11 protein-coding genes are annotated in these 17,135 nt (G+C 60.8%); all 11 read right to left on the bottom strand.

Annotation, left to right across the window (positions count from 1 at the left end; all coding sequences use genetic code 11):
- Positions 1–93: 93 nt before the first annotated feature.
- A complete protein-coding gene (gene tssM, locus B3M52_RS09435; protein WP_083637220.1) occupies positions 94–3,678 on the bottom strand; it encodes a type VI secretion system membrane subunit TssM in 3,585 nt (1,194 codons plus the stop codon).
- Positions 3,679–3,712: 34 nt separating this feature from the next.
- Positions 3,713–5,149 (bottom strand): type VI secretion system protein TssA, encoded by a 1,437-nt coding sequence (gene tssA, locus B3M52_RS09430; protein WP_036211224.1) that lies wholly within the window; start codon positions 5,147–5,149, stop codon positions 3,713–3,715.
- A gap of 50 nt (positions 5,150–5,199) precedes the next feature.
- On the bottom strand, positions 5,200–5,853 hold the full coding sequence (gene vasI, locus B3M52_RS09425; protein WP_083637221.1) for a type VI secretion system-associated protein VasI: 654 nt from the start codon (positions 5,851–5,853) through the stop codon (positions 5,200–5,202).
- Positions 5,850–7,415: a sigma-54-dependent Fis family transcriptional regulator gene (locus tag B3M52_RS09420; protein ID WP_075195788.1), complete on the bottom strand. Its 1,566-nt coding sequence runs from the start codon at positions 7,413–7,415 to the stop codon at positions 5,850–5,852. Before B3M52_RS09420 ends, vasI begins: the two co-directional genes overlap by 4 nt.
- A 169-nt stretch (positions 7,416–7,584) precedes the next feature.
- On the bottom strand, positions 7,585–10,227 hold the full coding sequence (gene tssH, locus B3M52_RS09415; protein WP_075195789.1) for a type VI secretion system ATPase TssH: 2,643 nt from the start codon (positions 10,225–10,227) through the stop codon (positions 7,585–7,587).
- A gap of 10 nt (positions 10,228–10,237) precedes the next feature.
- On the bottom strand, positions 10,238–11,065 hold the full coding sequence (gene icmH / locus B3M52_RS09410) for a type IVB secretion system protein IcmH/DotU (RefSeq protein WP_036211235.1): 828 nt from the start codon (positions 11,063–11,065) through the stop codon (positions 10,238–10,240).
- Positions 11,066–11,068: 3 nt separating this feature from the next.
- A complete protein-coding gene (tssK, locus tag B3M52_RS09405) occupies positions 11,069–12,403 on the bottom strand; it encodes a type VI secretion system baseplate subunit TssK (RefSeq protein ID WP_075195790.1) in 1,335 nt (444 codons plus the stop codon).
- Complete coding sequence (gene tssJ / locus B3M52_RS09400; protein WP_036211239.1) at positions 12,403–12,936, bottom strand: type VI secretion system lipoprotein TssJ; 534 nt, start codon at positions 12,934–12,936, stop codon at positions 12,403–12,405. The genes tssK and tssJ overlap by 1 nt, the downstream gene beginning before the upstream one ends.
- Positions 12,933–14,267 carry a type VI secretion system-associated FHA domain protein TagH gene (tagH, locus tag B3M52_RS09395; protein WP_075195791.1) on the bottom strand — a complete coding sequence of 445 codons (1,335 nt, stop codon included), beginning with the start codon at positions 14,265–14,267 and terminating at the stop codon, positions 12,933–12,935. The genes tssJ and tagH overlap by 4 nt, the downstream gene beginning before the upstream one ends.
- Before the next feature lie 41 nt (positions 14,268–14,308).
- The gene (tssG, locus tag B3M52_RS09390) at positions 14,309–15,325 is read right to left on the bottom strand and encodes a type VI secretion system baseplate subunit TssG (protein WP_036211243.1); all 1,017 of its coding nucleotides are present in this window, start codon (positions 15,323–15,325) and stop codon (positions 14,309–14,311) included.
- Positions 15,289–17,061 carry a type VI secretion system baseplate subunit TssF gene (gene tssF, locus B3M52_RS09385; RefSeq protein WP_075195792.1) on the bottom strand — a complete coding sequence of 591 codons (1,773 nt, stop codon included), beginning with the start codon at positions 17,059–17,061 and terminating at the stop codon, positions 15,289–15,291. Before tssF ends, tssG begins: the two co-directional genes overlap by 37 nt.
- Positions 17,062–17,135: the final 74 nt, after the last annotated feature.

Raw genomic sequence — 17,135 nt, 5'->3', positions numbered from 1 at the left:
TGCCTGGGGCATGTCTTCGATCCTTGAAGCAGTAAAATCCTGAACCGCCAATACGGAAAACGTCCTGTTTCCGTATTGGCTCTGGTGCATAGTCTAATACAGACTGCGTGGTATCTGGTACCCCGCCAGCAACTGCTGTGTGAACGGGTTGGTATTACTGCCCGCATGCAGGCGATAACGCATCTCGCCATCGTCCAACGCAAACCGCACATCCACGGCACTGCTGCTCACGCCGGTGATGTCGGCTTCGTCCAGCAGGCGAAACAACGCCCAGGGGCCGTTTTCCGAAATACTGCGTGGCGAGCGGTTCACTTCCGTGGGCACCAGGGTCACCCGGCTCTCAACCGAATCCCTCAGTGTATTGGGCCACACCAGCGGAATGCTCTGGCTGGGGCCGTGGCTGAATTCGACCAGTTGCCCGTCCACGTTCATCACGCTGCGGCGCTTGTTGGAAGACAGGTGCAACGGCTCCAGTGCAAACTCGACATCCAATGAGCCGCTTCGCGTGAAGAAGGCACGGCGGATATTCTCAGCCTTCTCCAGCGAGGCCAGCACATCACGACGAACCAGGCTGGCGCGCTTGGAACCGGCAATGTGTTCCGGATGGTCTTCCAGAAACAGCTTCAGATTGTCGTTGTAAAACTGGTCCAGCACACCGTCCGGCGCAAAGAAGCGCTCGAAATCTTGCAGTGCGGCGTCGCGGCCGGCGCCCGGATTGAACGGGTAATGCCTGGCCAGACTCTGCTGGAACGGCTGGTAGACTTCCTGGTACCACTGGCGTTCCAGCTGCGCCACAGCCTGATCCAGCACCACGCGCCAGCTTTCCGATGCCAGCTTCTCAAGCATACGGTCCAGCGGTGCCGGCTGATTTGAGGCTACCCGTTGCAGGGTGAAGATCGGGTCCGCGCCTTGCAGGCCCATCCGGGCACGGGCGGCGGAAAGCGCAGCCTTGCCACGATCCGGTGCTTCCTGGATGCCACGCAGATAGGTGTGCAGGTTCTGAACCACGTCCATCACCTGTTCCATATCGCTGGGGTTGTCACCCCGTTTGTCGATCAATGCGTTCAGGTCGGTGAACTGTCGTTCAATTTCCTGAACCATTTGGAAGTGGGCGGACTGCTCCATCACTTTGCGGGCCGCTTCGGCTTCTTCACTACCACCGGGAATCAATCGGGTATTGGCGGTAACCTGCGCCAGCAACTGATTCAACGGCTCGTGACCGCTGGTCAGGCTTTCCAGAATACGCACACCATGGTTAAGGTCGCTGAAGCTCTGGATGTCCAGCCGGCTCAGCGCCCGACGCCAGCTCGCCACGTAGTTTTCCGCGTACAGGGATTGCAGTTGCGCCTGCAGCCGCGCTTCATCCGCCTTGCTGAAGTTCACATCGTCCCGACGGCCCAATACCCAGGCATCAACCAGAGCCAGTTCCGTCACCGAGCCGGATTTGCGCAGGAACCAGGAATCCAGGCCCTCACGGGTCAACAGTGATGGAATCACCACCGGATCTTCCTGTTCGGTGTTCTCCTCATCAAGAGGTTCGCCGAACTCATCCAGGCGTACGAACACGGTGCTGAAGGCCGGTCCGGACTCCCGGGCCAGATCCAGCGGTGAGCGGAAGTTCTGCTCCGCTTCTTTCTCCAGATCCCGATAAACCCGGTCCGGAGTCGCAATGCGGCCGAGCTCGTGCTGAGCCCATTGAACACTGCTGCGGAAGGGGGCCAGGGCCATGTCCGCGGTCTTGTCACCCGCTTCCACCCTCTGGTTCAGGTCCGTGTGCAGCATCGCATAGTCCAGGTGGCTGAGCAGCCGTTGTTGCAGATCCCGCTGCGCCGGGTAGGCGCGTTGCCAATAATCGCTCATGTAGCTGTGAACAATGTCCCGGCGGCGGCCACTGGCATCGTAGAGCATCCGCAATACACGCAAGTGGTCGAGGCGCTCAGAGCTGGTGTCCGGGGCATCGCTCATCTCTTCCATCACGCCCAGCATCAGCGCGGGCATGAACTGGTAGGCCAGCATGTCCAGGTAGGATTCTTCCACTTCCGGACCAACCTTGTGGCCTTTATACAGGCCCATATCCGCCACGACAGCCGGTTCCGCCCGGTAATCACCAAACGCCAGGGTGGCTTCCCGCAGCTGGTCCAGAGGCTCCAGCAAATTGCGGCCAGTGGTATCAGGTTCGTAGCCGATGGGGCGCCAGTTATCGATAAAACTGCGTACCCGCTCCTCCACCGCGGTAGCGGCCTGGGCATTTTCGATAAAGTAGTGCTGCCATCCGGCGGTCATACCCAGGCCGGCGGCAACGGCCACGACGGCCGCGACAGCAATGCGGCGACGCCGACTACCAACCACTTTCTGGTTGTCACCAGCCAGGCCCGCTTCGCGATAGATAATGTTGGGAAACAGCTTTTCGGTGAACAGGCTTGAGGACTGCCCACCACGCTGAGCCGGCTGTATCGGGCTGGCAAGCCCATAATTCGCGGCAGCGGCTGAGACAAACGCATCTTCCGGCACGCCTTCCTGAACCACGGAGGTGAAGTAGGTGCCTCGCACCAGGGCCGGCGTTGAAAAGGCATCCGCAGAAAGCAGGTCTGCCAGGAACTGCTCAAGCACTGGCTTCAGGCCGGCCAACTGACGGGTAAAGGAATAAGCAGCGGCACGCTCTTCAGCATCCCTTGTGGCAGACAGCACGTCCGGAAGCCGCTCACCGAGTTGCTCCGCGAGTTTGCTGAAGCTTTGGTCAAATTCGCCCAGCCAGTCGTCGGCATCCAGTTGGCCGTCCAACTGGAAGGTAAAGCCCAGGGGCTGCTCACGCTCGGCTTTGGAGAGTGTGCGGGCAAATGGCGCAAACCCGTAGAGCAGGTCCATTTTGGTAAAGCTGATGTACACCGGCAACTGGGAGCCCAACTGCTCCATCAGTTCCCGCAGCCGGGTACGGAGCAGGATGGCCTGGGCCTGGCGCTGCTGTTCATTGCCAGTGCTCAGACGGGCAAGATCAACCGCCAGCACAATGCCATTCAAGGGGCGCTGGGGGCGGTTCTTTTCCAGCCAGGTGATGAAGTGGGTCCACAGCCGCTGCTGAATTTCGCTACTGGCGCCTTCACCGTCATTCTGGCTCAGCAGTTCGCCGTCCGGGTCAATCAGTACACCGTTGTCGCCCACCCACCATTCAAAACCGAAAGGGTTACGCTCGGTGCGAGGATTGCGGGTGACGTTGGTGAGGGTGTATGTCTGCCCTGAGCGCTGGATGAGGCTGGTTTTACCAGCGTCTTCCAGGCCCATCACCAGGTACCAGGGCAAACGATAGACACCCTTTCGGCCCGGCAGGTTGCTCTTGAGTTCCGTCAGGCGGCGATCAAGCAGGCGCTGCTGACGCCGTTCCAGCGGCAGGATGGGATCTTCCTCTTCCTTCTGCTCTTCCGCCTTGGCGACGTTCACTTTACGCAGCTTGCGCGCCAGCATCATGCCCCAGACCATGGCCACCAGCAGTACCACCACCAGCGTCACCAGGGCACGCATCTGCCAGGCTGCCAACGGGTATTCACCGCCGATTTCCAGGCGCGGGCCCAACCACCAGGTTGCGGCCAGCAGTACCACCACACCCAGCGCCAGGGTAATCGGCGCCGCACTGCGCACAAAGGGCAGTATCCGTCGTCCAATGAGTAGGGCTTGTCTCCACATGGTGTCCATTCCTGTCAATTTGATCCGTCAGTTGTTATGCGAGTCTGTCCAGCCTGGCCACCAGGCCGGGCTCCCAGTCTTCAAGATTCATCCCACGGGTCTGCTCACGCAGATCCTGCACCTGTTGTTTCGCCAGGCTTTTCATACCGCTGTCTTTCATCAACTGGCTGCTCATCAGCCGCCAGTAGAATCGGTCACGGGGCTCGCGGGCGGAATCCAGGCCTTCTTCCAGCAGCTTCATGGCCGGCGCCAGACCCTTCTGATCCATCACTGCCCGGGCATCCTCGTAAGCCTGTTCCCATGCACTCGCGCCGCCTGCGGCGCCACCTTTCGCCGGGCCGCTGAGCATCCAGTCGGCTACCGCTTTGGGCAGAAAAGGCGTGCCGTCGTTAAAGGTCATGTCCGCCAACTCTGGCAACCGCTCAACGAAGGCTTTGACCGCCGTGCGGATAGCTTCGGCACAGGTCTCATGCCCCAACGAAGACGCCACTTGTGCGCTTAACCAGTGGCCCTCCAGCCAGAACGGACTGACCGACAGGCTTTGCTCAATGCGTTGCCAAAGTGCCAGATCCGGGGATTTGGACAGGCTCTCGCGATAGTCAGCCACCCTGTCGGCGCTGACCGCCGCCAGATCGCTCTTGATGCCGTCGCGTGCTGGTGGAACCGAAGTAATGGTCTGCCAGATGGCGTAACGGCGGAGCTGATAGCCCAATGCATCGGCGGGCGTGGTTTCGGTCAGCATATCCGCCACTTTAAGCAGGCTCTGGCGGGTGGCCCGCTCATTGGCAGGGTCCAGGGTCAGGCTGCCCAGAGACGCGGAAGAGGTGCTGCTGGCTTGCGGCGAAGAGGAGCCGGCCGATGACGTACCCGTGGTTTCGGTATTATCGGTGGCTTCCGACGGCCTGGGCGTATCGGAAGGCGATGGCAGTTTTTCCACGGCCCGACGCAAGTCGACCAGGCCGTCATCCGGCAGCTCCAGTGCACTCGCCTGTTCCAGCAGCTTGGCGAGCGTGGTCAGGCAGAATTCCCGGCCATCGCCCACGCCGCCGTCGAAGCTCAGTGCCGACACTTCCTTGAGGGCTCGTTGCAGAATCTGGGTCATCAGCATTTTGCGGGCGCGTTTGCCCTTGTCGCCCGGATAAGGCCAGGCATCGTGCCACCAACTGTCCAGTACCCGGTGCAACAGGTACAGCGACAGCGCAAACCGTTCACCGTTGCCGCCACGCTGCAGGCACAGCAGAAGAAATCCCAGCACCTTGAGATCTTTACTGGTGTCTGACAGCAAGCGAAGCGATTCACTCTCCACCTTGCCCCATTCAACACCGGTGTGGGCCAGCGAGCCCACTTTCATGATTTCGTTCTCAAGGTATTCCATGGTGGGGTCGTCCATCAGGTTTTCACCCGTGGCGCTCTCACCGGAAAGCCTATTCAACACCTGTTCAACGTATGGATGCTGCTCTACTGCCTGCATGTCCAATCCCTGTCTTTGCAAATGGCACTACACATTCTTGATAAAGATCACTACCAGCCACACGCTTCCCGCAGTGGCTCAAGGGTTTCCCGAAACCCGGTCAGGTCGAACATCAACCCGTCGACGACGCCACTGGACGACGCCACAGTCACTCCGGACGCGGCCGCCATGTTTCGCACGGTTCGGATGGCGGGCAGCCCCCGACCACCACTGATCACGAAACCGTCGTCCCGGACCCGCCAGATCTGACGGCCCTGGCCAAAATCGACGGTGACCCGTTCCTCTTTCACTGCCTCCGGCATCATCAACGTCAGTTCGGTGATGTTGTTGTGACACTGCACCGCCAGCAGCGGCCTCGGCGGTTTGACCCCAAGGGCACTGAGCGTCAGCAGATGTCCTGCCAGCTCCGAAGTATTGCGATACAGCGGGCCGTCACCCGGGCGGCGGCGCTGTTCCTGAGCAAAGGCCTGGCGCCAGCGCTCGGGCTGGTTGCCAACGATGGCGTCTTCAACCGCCACTGAAAACGGGGTACCAAACACCTCGTCAAAACACGCCAACCGTTCCAGGCGCTGGCTCTCTTCGGTACACGCCATGGCCTCCGCCACCTGGGGATTGCCCTGCGCATTGGCGGCCAGAGACATAGTCGTACCAAGGGCACAGAGCACAATGGCAAGGAGGCTGTTACGTCGAATACTTGGGTTCACGCTTCTGTCACCTGATACTTCAGACATTTATGGGCCAGGGTGCGCTTGGGCAGCCCCAGGCTTTCCGCTGCCTGGGCACGGTTGCCACCGTACTGGCGCAGGCGTTCACGAATGATGGCTGCCTCGAACGCCTGGGCCGCAGCCCGAAGGTCGTCCACTTCATCCGCCTGGGGCATGCCCGGTACGACAGTTCCCTGAAGGTCACTGGCCACACAGGTTTCCTGGCTCGGAAACAGGTCGTCCAGGCGCAGTACTTCCGGCTGGATATCGTCACCCACCGGGGTTTGCAGGCAGGCAAACTCAACAATGTTCCTCAGTTCCCGGGCATTGCCGGGAAAGTTATATGCCGCCAGCATGCCCAAGGCATGGCTGCTGATACCCAGTGGGCCGGCGCCCTCGCGGGCCGTGTACTCACGGATGAAATGCCGGCACAGGGGCTCCAGATCTTCCGGGCGCTCCCGCAATGGCTTGACCCGCAACGGGAACTGGCTGAGCCGGTAGAACAGGTCGCGGCGGAACCGGCCCTCTTCGATGCAGTCACTCAGTGGCTGATGGGTGGCCGCGACCAGTCGAAAATCAGAGTGTTGTTCCTGCTGAGCTCCGAGTGGGCGGAAGCGTCGGCTTTCCAGCACCCGCAACAGTTTGGACTGCAGAGCCATGGGCATGTCGCCGATCTCATCCAGGAACAGGGTGCCGCCATCCGCTTGCGCCAGCAGACCTTCCTTGGCTCGGTCGGCACCGGAAAACGCACCCTTGGTATGGCCAAAAAGTTCGCTTTCCAGCAACGAGTCCGGGATGGCGGCGCAATTGACCACCACCAAGGGCCCTTCGGCCCGATCCGAAAACCGGTGAATGCCCTGGGCTACGAGATCCTTGCCGCAGCCGGTTTCACCCTGCACCAGAACCGAGAGCTGGCTGCCTGCGGCCCGGACAATTTGGGCGCGAAGGTCGGTCATGCCTTTGGAGTTGCCAACCAGAGTGGTCGCCAACTCTTCACAGCGCTGGCGTACGGCTTCTGCGTCGTGGAGGTGGTCGAGGGAGCGCTTGAGCATGCGCCGCTGCCAGACTTGGTCGCTGGTCTTGAGCTGGCTGACCCATTGGTGAGACAGCAGGGTTAACAAACCGCGGTACAGTGGCTGGGCGGTGATGCCGTCCCATTCGGGTTCTTCATTACACAGCACGAGGATGCCAAGAGTGCGGCCGTCTTCGCCTTTGATGGGTTCCAGCCAGAATGAGCGGGGCCGGTTGCTGGCGTCGACCAGGGCCTGGAAGCCCGGATGATCCAGACGGTAGCTCGCGGCCCGTGACAATTCCCTGGGTTTGCCCTGTTGCAGCAGGTGGGCAAAGGGGTGGCTGAAGTCACCGCAGTCGAATTCGCCCTGCTCGCCCAGTGCCGCGCAATGGAGCGTGCGGCCGCTGAGGTCGAGTTCGAGCGACCAGCAGCGGGTGAGGCCGAAGGTGTTTTCGAGTTGCCGTGAGGCGACTTTCAGCAGGGTTGGCAGGTTGTCCTGCCGGAGCAGTTCAACCGCCAGGTCTATGCCGGTGTGCAACTCCGTCTGCATCCGTCCCATTCTTTTTATCCCTTTTCCTTGTCCCTTAAGGACCGCGAACCGTGCAGATTCACTTTCCGAAACACGCTGTGAATACATCCCTGTACGCTCGGCTCCGCCATCCATGGCTCCGCACGGTTTCGGAAAGTGAATCCGCACGGCCCGCTACTTTGCAGTTGCCTTAGGTAACGGTACCTGTGAACTTGTTGCCTTCAACGCCAAGCGTCACTTTGGTAACTGGCTCCCGAGCAGCCAGCTTCTCCAGCAACGCCAGCGATACCGGCGGCAACAGTTCACCTTCAATAATCGACTCCAGCATCCTCGCGCCGTTTTCACTGCGTGTCGCACGGCTGCGGATGGCTTCCACCAGGCCGTCTTCCAGTTCCACATTGGTGTGGTACCGGTCGCCGATCTGGGTGGCCAGGCGGTCGAGTTTGTCGCCGACGATGCGGTTGAGGGTTTCTTCGCCCAACGGCAGGTAGGGCACGACTTCCATACGTGCCAGCAATGCCGGTTTGAAGAAGTCCGCCAGTTCCGGGTAGAGCGCTTCCTCGATTTTTTCGGGCTCGTCCGCGTGCTTGACGATGGTCTGGTAGCCCAGGTTTGAGGTGAGGAAGAACACCACGTTCTTGCAGTCAATTAGGCGGCCTTCGCCGTCGGCCAGTTCGCCTTTGTCGAAAGCCTGGTAGAACAGGTTAAGGACTTCCGGGTGGGCTTTTTCGACTTCGTCGAGCAGCACAACCGAATAGGGTTTCTGGCGGATGGCTTCGGTGAGGATGCCGCCTTCGCCGAAGCCCACGTAGCCAGGGGGTGAACCGATCAGGCGGGAGACGGTGTGTTTCTCCTGGTATTCGGACATGTTGATGGTGGTGAGGAACTGGCGGCCGCCGTAGAGCAGTTCGGCCAGTTGCACCACGGTTTCGGTTTTACCCACACCACTGGGGCCGGCCAGCAGGAAGGCGCCCATTGGGCGACCCGGGCGACGCAGGTCGGCGCGGGCGGTGAGCAGGTGCTGGTGCAGTGCACCAATGGCAGTGTCCTGGCCTTTGATATGCGATTGCAGATACTCCGGCAGGCGGGTGATCTTTTCCAGTTCGTCGGCGGTCATGCGGTTGACCGGAATACCGGTCCAGTCGGCAATGACTTCGGCCACTTGGCGGGCATCGACACGGGCGTGTACCAGTGGCTCGTCGGCCTGCAGCTCTTCCAGTTCCTGTTCAATGGCGGCGGCTTCGCTTTTCAGGTCAGGGCGCTCTTCGCTGGTTTCCGGCGTGGCGTCTTGCGCTGATACATCCGCGTCAGTCTCGGCAGGGTCCTCGCTCAGCAGTTGCTCGCGAATGTCGACGAGACGCGCCACCAGTTCCCGCTGGTCGTTCCAGCGCTGTTCCAGTTCTTCCGCTTCCTCTCGCAGGGTTTCCAGGCGCTCCACCAGTTCACTTTCACGTTGGTGGTCGATGGCCTGCCCGAGTGTCTGTTCGCGGGTCATCAGTTCCTGCTCCATGCCCAACTGGTGCAGTTCACTGCGCACGTGGCTGAGGCGGCGCGGAGGCGTGCTGAGGTTGAGGCTGACCCGTGCACAGGCGGTGTCCAGCACGTCGATGGCCTTGTCCGGGAGCTGACGGCCAGCGAGGTAGCGGGCAGACATGTCGGCAGCGGCTTTCAGGGCGCTGTCGGCGATCAGGACCTGGTGGGCCTTTTCGTAGACAGTGCGCAAGCCACGGAGGATGTGGACCGCTTGAGCCGGGGTTGGCTCATCCAGCGCGACGGGCTGGAAGCGGCGGCTCAGGGCCGGGTCTTTCTCAAAGTATTTCTTGTACTCGCGCCAGGTGGTGGCGGCGATGGTCCGCAGCTCGCCACGGGCCAGGGCCGGTTTGAGCAGGTTGGCGGCGTCGGAGCCACCTTCACTGTTGCCAGCGCCGATCAGGGTGTGGGCTTCGTCGATAAACAGAATGATGGGGGTCGCGGAGCTTTTCACCGCTTCAATCACGCCTTTCAGGCGTTTTTCGAACTCGCCTTTCACCGACGCACCGGCCTGCAGTGCCCCCATGTCCAGAGTCCACAGTTCCACGCCCGTCAGGCGCTCCGGCACATCGCCACTGACGATACGCAGGGCCAGGCCTTCAACAACGGCGCTTTTGCCCACGCCGGCATCGCCGACAACAATGGGGTTGTTCTTGCGACGACGGCAGAGAATGTCGATCATCTGATCGATTTCGGTGTCTCGGCACACCACTGGGTCCAGTTTCTTGTCCCGGGCCAGTTTGGTGAAGTCGGTGGCGTAGCGCTTGAGCGGGTCCATGTCCACCTGCGCCTGATTGGCGGCACTGGGGCCATCCTCAGCGCGAGGCTGTTCGACCGACCCGCGGGTCATGGAATCGAACTGGCGGCGCAGCTGTTCGCGGTTGATGTCTTTCAGACGCTGACTGACCTGGGGCATCAGGTAACGGTCTGCGTTCATCAGCAGTGCCAGCATGATGGCACCGGAGCGCAGGTCGGTGTGGCCCAGTTCAGTGGAGGCAATCAGCCAAGCGTCCTGCAGCAGCTCGATCAACAGCGGCGAGAACGACGGGTACGGCTCGGCGGACTGAGGCTCGCCGTTCAGGCTGTCCCCCACCACCGGCTGTAGGGTGTGGTGGTCAATACCGGTGCTTTCCAGAATCTGGCGCACGTCCGTAAACGGTGTTTCCAGCAGCTTGAACAGCAGGTGGGCCGGAGTGATTTCCGCACCCTGACGGCTGATGCACAGGGCCGCCGAGCTTTCCATTCCCTGGCGACAAATCTCGTTGAGGCGCCCAATCAGCGCCGGCAGTTCTACCCGAATCACAGTGATCTCCTTATTTCGGGAGTTGTTCCAGTACGCTGAGCACATCCCTGATGCGTTCGTTCAGCGCTATGTTGTAAAGCGTGTATACCCCGGCCATGGCCGCCACAAACAGTCCGCCAATGCCCCAGAGGGGCAGGCCTGTCCGTAGCCGGTTGCGAGCCGGGGTTACGTTGTCCAGTGCGCGGGTCAGGGGCTGCGGTTCCTCGTCGCGACGCAACCCGCGAATCTGTTCATACAGCCCACGAATAATCTGTTCGTATTCGTCCCGGCCGTTGGTCATTACCTTGTAGCGGCCCTCGAATCCCAGGCACAGGCACAGATAGATGAACTCCAGCATGTCGCGGTAACGTTCCGGTTCCTGCTCCATGCGGGCGGTGATGGCGAACACCTTCTCGCCACCCCAGGTTTCGTTGTGGAAACGGGACAGCAACGAATGCTGGGACCACACGCTGTGGGCACCCCAGTCGGTGCCCAGCACGGCTTCGTCAATAAAGGCGCAGAGTACGTAGCGATAGGCCACCACCGTCGGCCGCTCGTAGCCCTGCTCCACCAGTTCCCGATCAATGGCGGCCACTTCGTCGACCACCTGCTGGTACAGGTTTTCCACACCGTGGAAATCCGCCAGCCGACGCACCCGGATTACCAGCCCCAGCAGGGGCGTCGCGGCATCAATCAGCCGGTTATCCTCCAGGCCCCGCAGCTGGAACTGGTCATTACCGAAGCCCTGATCGCCCACGCGACCATCGCGGTTACTGTCCGCGAACATCAGGTCATCAAACGCACTGCCACCTGCTTCCGTGTTGCCATTGGGTGAATCCATCACCGGTGCATCTGCCATGATTTAGCTCCTGATTGCCCAGAACTGCATTTCCATTCCCGGGAAACTGCCGGCCACATGGAACGCAAAGCCGCTGGCGTTGTCGAGCATCTGCCAGGCCTGGCTCTGGTCGTCCAACCGGAAGTACACGAACCCGGCGTGATACGGCAACTGACGGGGCGCCACCGGCAGGGCCGACAGCGGAATCCCCGGCAATTGCAAGCTGATGAGATCGCGGATTTTCTCCACCGACGCCACCTTGCACTGCTGGGTGAACTGCTTGCGCAGATCGTCCAGCGGCATGTCCGCCTTCACTGCCAGGATGAACTCGGCCTGGCCGATCAACTGTGCATCCTGGACCGGCGCCACCGTGAGGCCGTACTGGCGTTGCTGCAGCTGGATAGCCAGCGCGCGCGGCTCCAGCACCGTGCTCAGTGATTGCCTCAGTACCTGCATCAGCGGGGTGAAGGAATCCTCCGGCAGGTCGTGATCGTACGCGGTGTATTCCTGGGGCAGGCGGTTTTCATCGGTAAAGGTCACCAGTTCGCCGCACAGCTCCAGCAAAGCCTCGTAGAGCCGCTCCGGATGCAACTGACGCAAACGCGCCAGATGCAGGAAACGGGGATGAGCGCGATTAAGCATCTGCAACAGCATGAAATCCGCCACGTCCGCGACACCACCCTGCCCCGGGGCACCCACGCGCTCGGCAATGTTCTTGGCCCGCTCGCGCATCAGCCCGGCCATTTCCCCGACGAAACGCTGAAGCCGGGGCGCTGCCCGCACACTGAGCATGGTGGGGATGAAGTTCGGGTCCATCACCAGGCTGCCGTCCGGGCGCTTTTCCAGGATCCGGCCAATGGCCAGGGCCGCGTAGGCACTGCGATCGTCCCGTTCCAGCATCAGTTTCGGGGCCACCCGGGCCACGTCGATGGTGTGGGAGTCTCCGTCAATGGAATGCAGGTCCCGGACTTCCTCGCTCTGGGCCCGGAAACGGCCAGCGATGGCGGCTTCCGGCCATTCCACTTCCGCCAGGCTCTCGCTGCCCAGCGGCAGGGCCAGATACACCACCTGGTTGGCCACGGAGGCATCAGTGATCTCCAGGGGTTCCGGCATCACGTCGTCCTGGGGCAGGCAGAAACGGGTGCCGTCCGGAAACAGGCCGCTGGCCCGTACCAGGCCTACCCGGCCAAAGCTCAGGTATTCGGCGTTCAGCTCCAGATCGCTGAAACCGTACAGGTAATCAGAAATCGCCAGGGCTCGTTCGTTGATCTGGTGTTCCAGGTAACGTTGTTGCTGCTGGAAGTGCTGGGGCTTGATGAACAGCCCATCACTCCAGACGACTCGATTCGTTGCAGACATCAGGACTCATCCGACCTTCTGAGTTTGACTTCACGCTCGCGCAGATTGACCAGCAGGTGGTAACGACCACCGATGGGATCCACCTTCACCACCTTCTTCCACTGAGACAGGTTGGGATAAGCGTAGAAGGCGATCACACCGATAAAGCGCGTATCCTCGGCGATTTCGAACGGCTCAATGAACTTGAACTGCCCTGGCACCAGGGTGTAATCGCTGTGGTCCACATAGTTGCGACCCAGGGACGGCTCCAGTTCGCCCAGCAACTGGTCGAAATCTGCCGCCATCAGGCGCGAGCTGTCCCGCATCTGGATGATCTGGAAGGCGATGGGTGTCGGCGCCAGGGATTCGTTGGGGTTCACGTCCGGCTCCGCCAACATGGTCAGGTCCACGCGGCTTGGCAGCTCATCCGGGTAACCCACAGGGATGTCCGGATCCCACATCACCTTGGCGGTCTTGGTAACAGCGTTGTAGGGGGTGCTACACCCCACCAAAACGAGAATGGCGACCAGCAAACTCCATTTGCAGTACTTCACGACAGGTTCTCCCTCTGTAATTGACGCAGTTGTTGATCGTAAGCCTGTTCAAACACCTCCTGAAAAAGGCGCTCAAAACCCTGCTGACGACTGGAACTCAGTTCCCGGTAATAGTGTTGGTACATCTCCCATGCCCAGTTACTTTCATCTTCGTCGGTTTTCAGGCCCCGGCGATAACCATGGAACCGGCGCAGCAATGCCTCCGGTGAGAAAGCGTGGAGAATGGCATCCAGCCCCTCGCGAATAGCGGTCTGGGTAGCGAGCTGATGATGGTGAAGGCTTTGCAGGCTCTCACTGACCGCCGCCGGTGCGGACAGATGAACCGGACTGCGCTGGCTGGCGAACAGGGTCTGCACGGTCTCGTTGTAGTCTTCGCCCAGGCGTAGCGGGTTGTCCTCAATGGGCTGCAAGCGGGTGCGCAGAGCCTGATGGCGGCTGTCCTCACCCTGATGCAGGGCCAGCAGGCCTTCCACGGTGGCTTTCAGGGTCTGCCCGGCCTCTTCCAGGAACAGGCGCATTTCGTCGCTGTCGGCGAAGCCCAGATCGGTATCCATGCCGCGCAACAGCGGCGCACCGCTGATGTGTTGGCGGCTCTGATCACTGGTCTCCCGGCGGCGGGCCGGCTTGGTGGTCTCTGACATCCTGTCACCCTCTCCTTTTCGCATGGGCAAGCCCATGGCTACGTCACGGTTCTCGCGATACTCGTCGGTTATAGCGCCCTCGCTGGCGTACCACTCTGGCTTGTCCGCCAGCAGGGACTCCCGGTCACGGCTTTCGGCCACATCAGCGTGCTGGCTTTCGCCACGGGGGTCTGACCAGGCCTGCAGGGGATCGTCGCTGAAGGTTTCACCCGGCGCCGGCTGCAAACCGTGCAGCGGTTCATCCCCAACGGTTTCCAGTTCACGCTCCTCGGCGCGCATCAGCTCGCCCTCATCGACATTGACCAGAGTGGCGTCCTCCGCTTCCTCCGGCAGGTTGCCATCCTGGCGCTGGCCGCTAAGCACCTCTGCCTTGAGCTGATAGCGACCAATGGTGATGGTGTCACCACTCTTCAGGCGTGCCCGGCGGCCCCGGCCGACTGGCTGGGTGCCGCTGTTGATATAGGTGCGGCCGCTGCGGTCAATGAGGCAGAACACGCCGTCCATAAACCGAACTTCTGCATGGCCGCCAACAGCACCGGTGCGGTGTGAAGACAGCTGCCAGGTATCACTGCCGGCACTGCCGATTGAGCCGCCGCTGATCCCGAACACGTGTTCCCGGGCCAGGCCGCTGGCAACCTGGGTGGGATTACTGACCACCAGTTTCAGGTTATGGGTTGGTTGATGTTCCATATCCGGTTTCCTTTATTAACCTGCTAAGCAATCCATAGAATTCAGCGGCGAATCTGCAACCGCACCGCTGGCAGCTTCCGGGCTTTTTCCGGGGTGACAAACGAGTTCCAGCCCAGCCGCACATCCGCGCCCAACTGCATTGGCTTTACATCCCTCGGGCGCATCTGCAGTTCCAGGTCGTAAGCCAGCTGTTCCCGGGTGACAAACTCCACCAGCTTCACCAGCCGGTCGTGGTCGTCGCCGTTGGGCAGAAAATCCGCAAATCGCTGTCGGTCGAGGTTGCGGATGCGCAGGATGAATTTGCCGCTGCGATCGCGAATGCCCGAGCCTACCAGCGTGTCCTCACCGAGGGCGGCGTTGGCCTGCCCCAGCCGAGTTTGCTGATCCTTCGGGATCTCCACCCGACGCAATACCCACTGCTCAATGCCGACATCGTCCAGATCAAAGCAATGACCGATGATGCCGCTGACCACTTCCGGAGAACGGCTACGGCCCGCCATCATCCCGGCATAGGCCAGCATCTTCGACCAGTTAACCGGTGTTGCCGCCCTGACCTGCGGGTCACCGAGACCCACCAGGGAGAAAATATGCTCGGAGAAGCCGTCAGAGGCCTCCGGCTGAAACCGCACGTAATAGCGATACTTGCGCCACGCCCGATGAAACAGCGTCACCAGCCGGTGATTGAAGAAATCCAGGAAGTGGCGACGAATGCCCAGGTTCTGCCCCGCCTCCCAGGCCAGGTCCTCCAGGTAATAGCCTGGCAGGGGCGACTGAGAACCATGCAAGCCCAGGAAACTGACTTCCAGTTGATAGGGCGCGTGCTCGTGCTCCGGCGACGCCGCCGATACCACATCACTGCCGGGAAAACCCAGGCCGGCCGAGGCCGAGAAGCGGATGCGCTCCCGCTGTGGCTGCTCGTCCTGGGATCTTTCCAGATCATCACCGTGGTGACGATGGATCAGATCCACCAGTTGGAAAAAGCTGTAGCGCCGTGCATTGCCCAGAACGGGTTGCAACTCGGCTACATCAGAGGCTGCTGCCCTTGTTGTAACGTCCATGTGTACCGTTCCTGATTGTCTGTATTCACCACTTCCAATTGGTGAAAGGCGTTAATACTGGCGTAAAGTGCGAAAAACTGGCTGAGTACCGTACCAAACAGGTACAAATCGCCTTCCGAGGCGAACGACTGCTGATCCAGCCGCATCACCGAGCGAATACCCCGCACCGGCAAGCCCCGCACCATCCGGTCCACCGGCGTGGTTTCGATGTCCAGAATGCCGGCCAGGCGCTTCTGGGATACCCGCTCCGCCTGGCGATCCACCAGGGCGCGAAAATCATAAACCCGCAGTACTGTGCGCAAGGCGTCCACATCCAGCAGCGACAGGTAGTTCAGCGACAGGTTGGAGATCAGTGTCCACAACAGGCTGCCATCCAGCGTCGGCCGCAGGGTGTGCGTGGGCCGGGTAATATTGCTGAATGAGGCGAACGCCGGCGTGGTTTCTGTCGCCATGCAGATCTCCCCCACCGCCAGCTGATGCGGTAACTGACGGTTGGTGCAGGTCAGAGTCAGCGATACCGCTTCCTGCCGGTTCAGGCACTCGGACTCGTCACCGCGCACGAAGGATATGTAGTGGTCAAAGCCATCCCCACGAACGCTCTCCCGGGCCTTAACCCGGTAGTACAGGGCGGTACGACCACGATCCCGCTCCACCTCGTGCTGAAAACTCTCGAACGCGGTGTACAGCCGCGGCTCCCCGCGCCCGGACCGGCCTTCCAGCCAGCCCTCCACCTGCTCAATGCTGAATACTTCGTAGTGCTCCGGCGACCGGCTGGACGGCGCAATCCGGTACTCCGTCTGCCGCCCGTTCAGGTCCACCGGGTCTGCTTCGTGGGTGAACAGATTGATGGCCGGCGTGCAGTACAGCTGGAAATTCTCCGCACGAATCTTGGCATCCGGCGGCAGAATCCGGCTGAAGTGGAACCGCAGGCTGATCTCATCCGCCTGCACCGCCGGCAGTCGTGCCTTCAGGCCCTGAATATCCACAAACCGGAAGGCTTCAGGAAAACTCAGGAACTCCTGTAGGATCCGGTAGCCGGGATAGGCGTTCTTCGGATACGGCAACAGCGCCTCGTCGTTAGCGAACCCGACGGGCTTCAACTGGCTGGCCGAAATGGAAAACACCGAATCGCCCACCACCAGTTCCATACGCTGCAGGTAATGGTTCAGCCACAGGTACAGCGTCTCGGAAATATGGCTTTCGCCACCCAGGTAAAAACGCAAATTCTCCAACCCCAGGGACGACAACGGCTGATCGGTGTGCAACGCCAGGTCGACGGTGACAGAAGACACTTCCCGGGAGTGCTCTGCGTGAGCATCCGCCACGCTGACTGGAAACACGTCCACCGCCCGACAGGTACGGAACCGGCACTGGGTCTGACGCGTAGCGTCTCCCAGCGGGCGGCTCTTGATCTCGGTATGCCGATCCACCCGCTGACGCTCACTGATGGCGTGCAACTGCGGATCAAACCGCATGATGGTGCAACTGGGCACTGGCCGCAGATAGTTCGGCCACAGCATGTTTAGCAGGGAATGCGTCAGCTCGGGAAACTCGTCCTCGACCTTCTCACGGAGCTTCCCGGTCAAAAAGGCGAAGCCTTCCAGCAGCCGTTCGACATCCGGGTCAGTACTCTGCTCAGAAAGAAACCGGGTCAGCTGAGGATGCGCATCCGCAAACTCTCTGCCCTGTAGCCTGAGAAAACTCAGTTCGTCCCTGTAAAATCGATTCAACTTCATAACGACTACTACACCAAAGTTCGGCCGAGGGGATGGGGATACCTTTTCTGCCGGGAACAAGGTGTCCGAGCAAA

The sequence above is a fragment of the Marinobacter sp. UBA2688 genome, from assembly GCF_002352785.1.
In the GTDB taxonomy this organism is placed as follows: Bacteria; Pseudomonadota; Gammaproteobacteria; order Pseudomonadales; family Oleiphilaceae; genus Marinobacter; species Marinobacter salarius.
This window is presented reverse-complemented; position numbering and strand designations above follow the sequence as displayed.

Bases quoted from the DNA above. Each gene is read 5' to 3' on its own strand.
- tssG (WP_036211243.1), bottom strand. From the start codon at position 15,325: ATGGACGTTACAACAAGGGCAGCAGCCTCTGATGTAGCCGAGTTGCAA.
- tssK (WP_075195790.1), bottom strand. From the start codon at position 12,403: ATGTCTGCAACGAATCGAGTCGTCTGGAGTGATGGGCTGTTCATCAAG.
- B3M52_RS09420 (WP_075195788.1), bottom strand. From the start codon at position 7,415: ATGCAGACGGAGTTGCACACCGGCATAGACCTGGCGGTTGAACTGCTC.
- tagH (WP_075195791.1), bottom strand. From the start codon at position 14,267: ATGGAACATCAACCAACCCATAACCTGAAACTGGTGGTCAGTAATCCC.
- tssA (WP_036211224.1), bottom strand. From the start codon at position 5,149: ATGCAGGCAGTAGAGCAGCATCCATACGTTGAACAGGTGTTGAATAGG.
- tssM (WP_083637220.1), bottom strand. From the start codon at position 3,678: ATGTGGAGACAAGCCCTACTCATTGGACGACGGATACTGCCCTTTGTG.
- tssF (WP_075195792.1), bottom strand. From the start codon at position 17,061: ATGAAGTTGAATCGATTTTACAGGGACGAACTGAGTTTTCTCAGGCTA.
- icmH (WP_036211235.1), bottom strand. From the start codon at position 11,065: ATGGCAGATGCACCGGTGATGGATTCACCCAATGGCAACACGGAAGCA.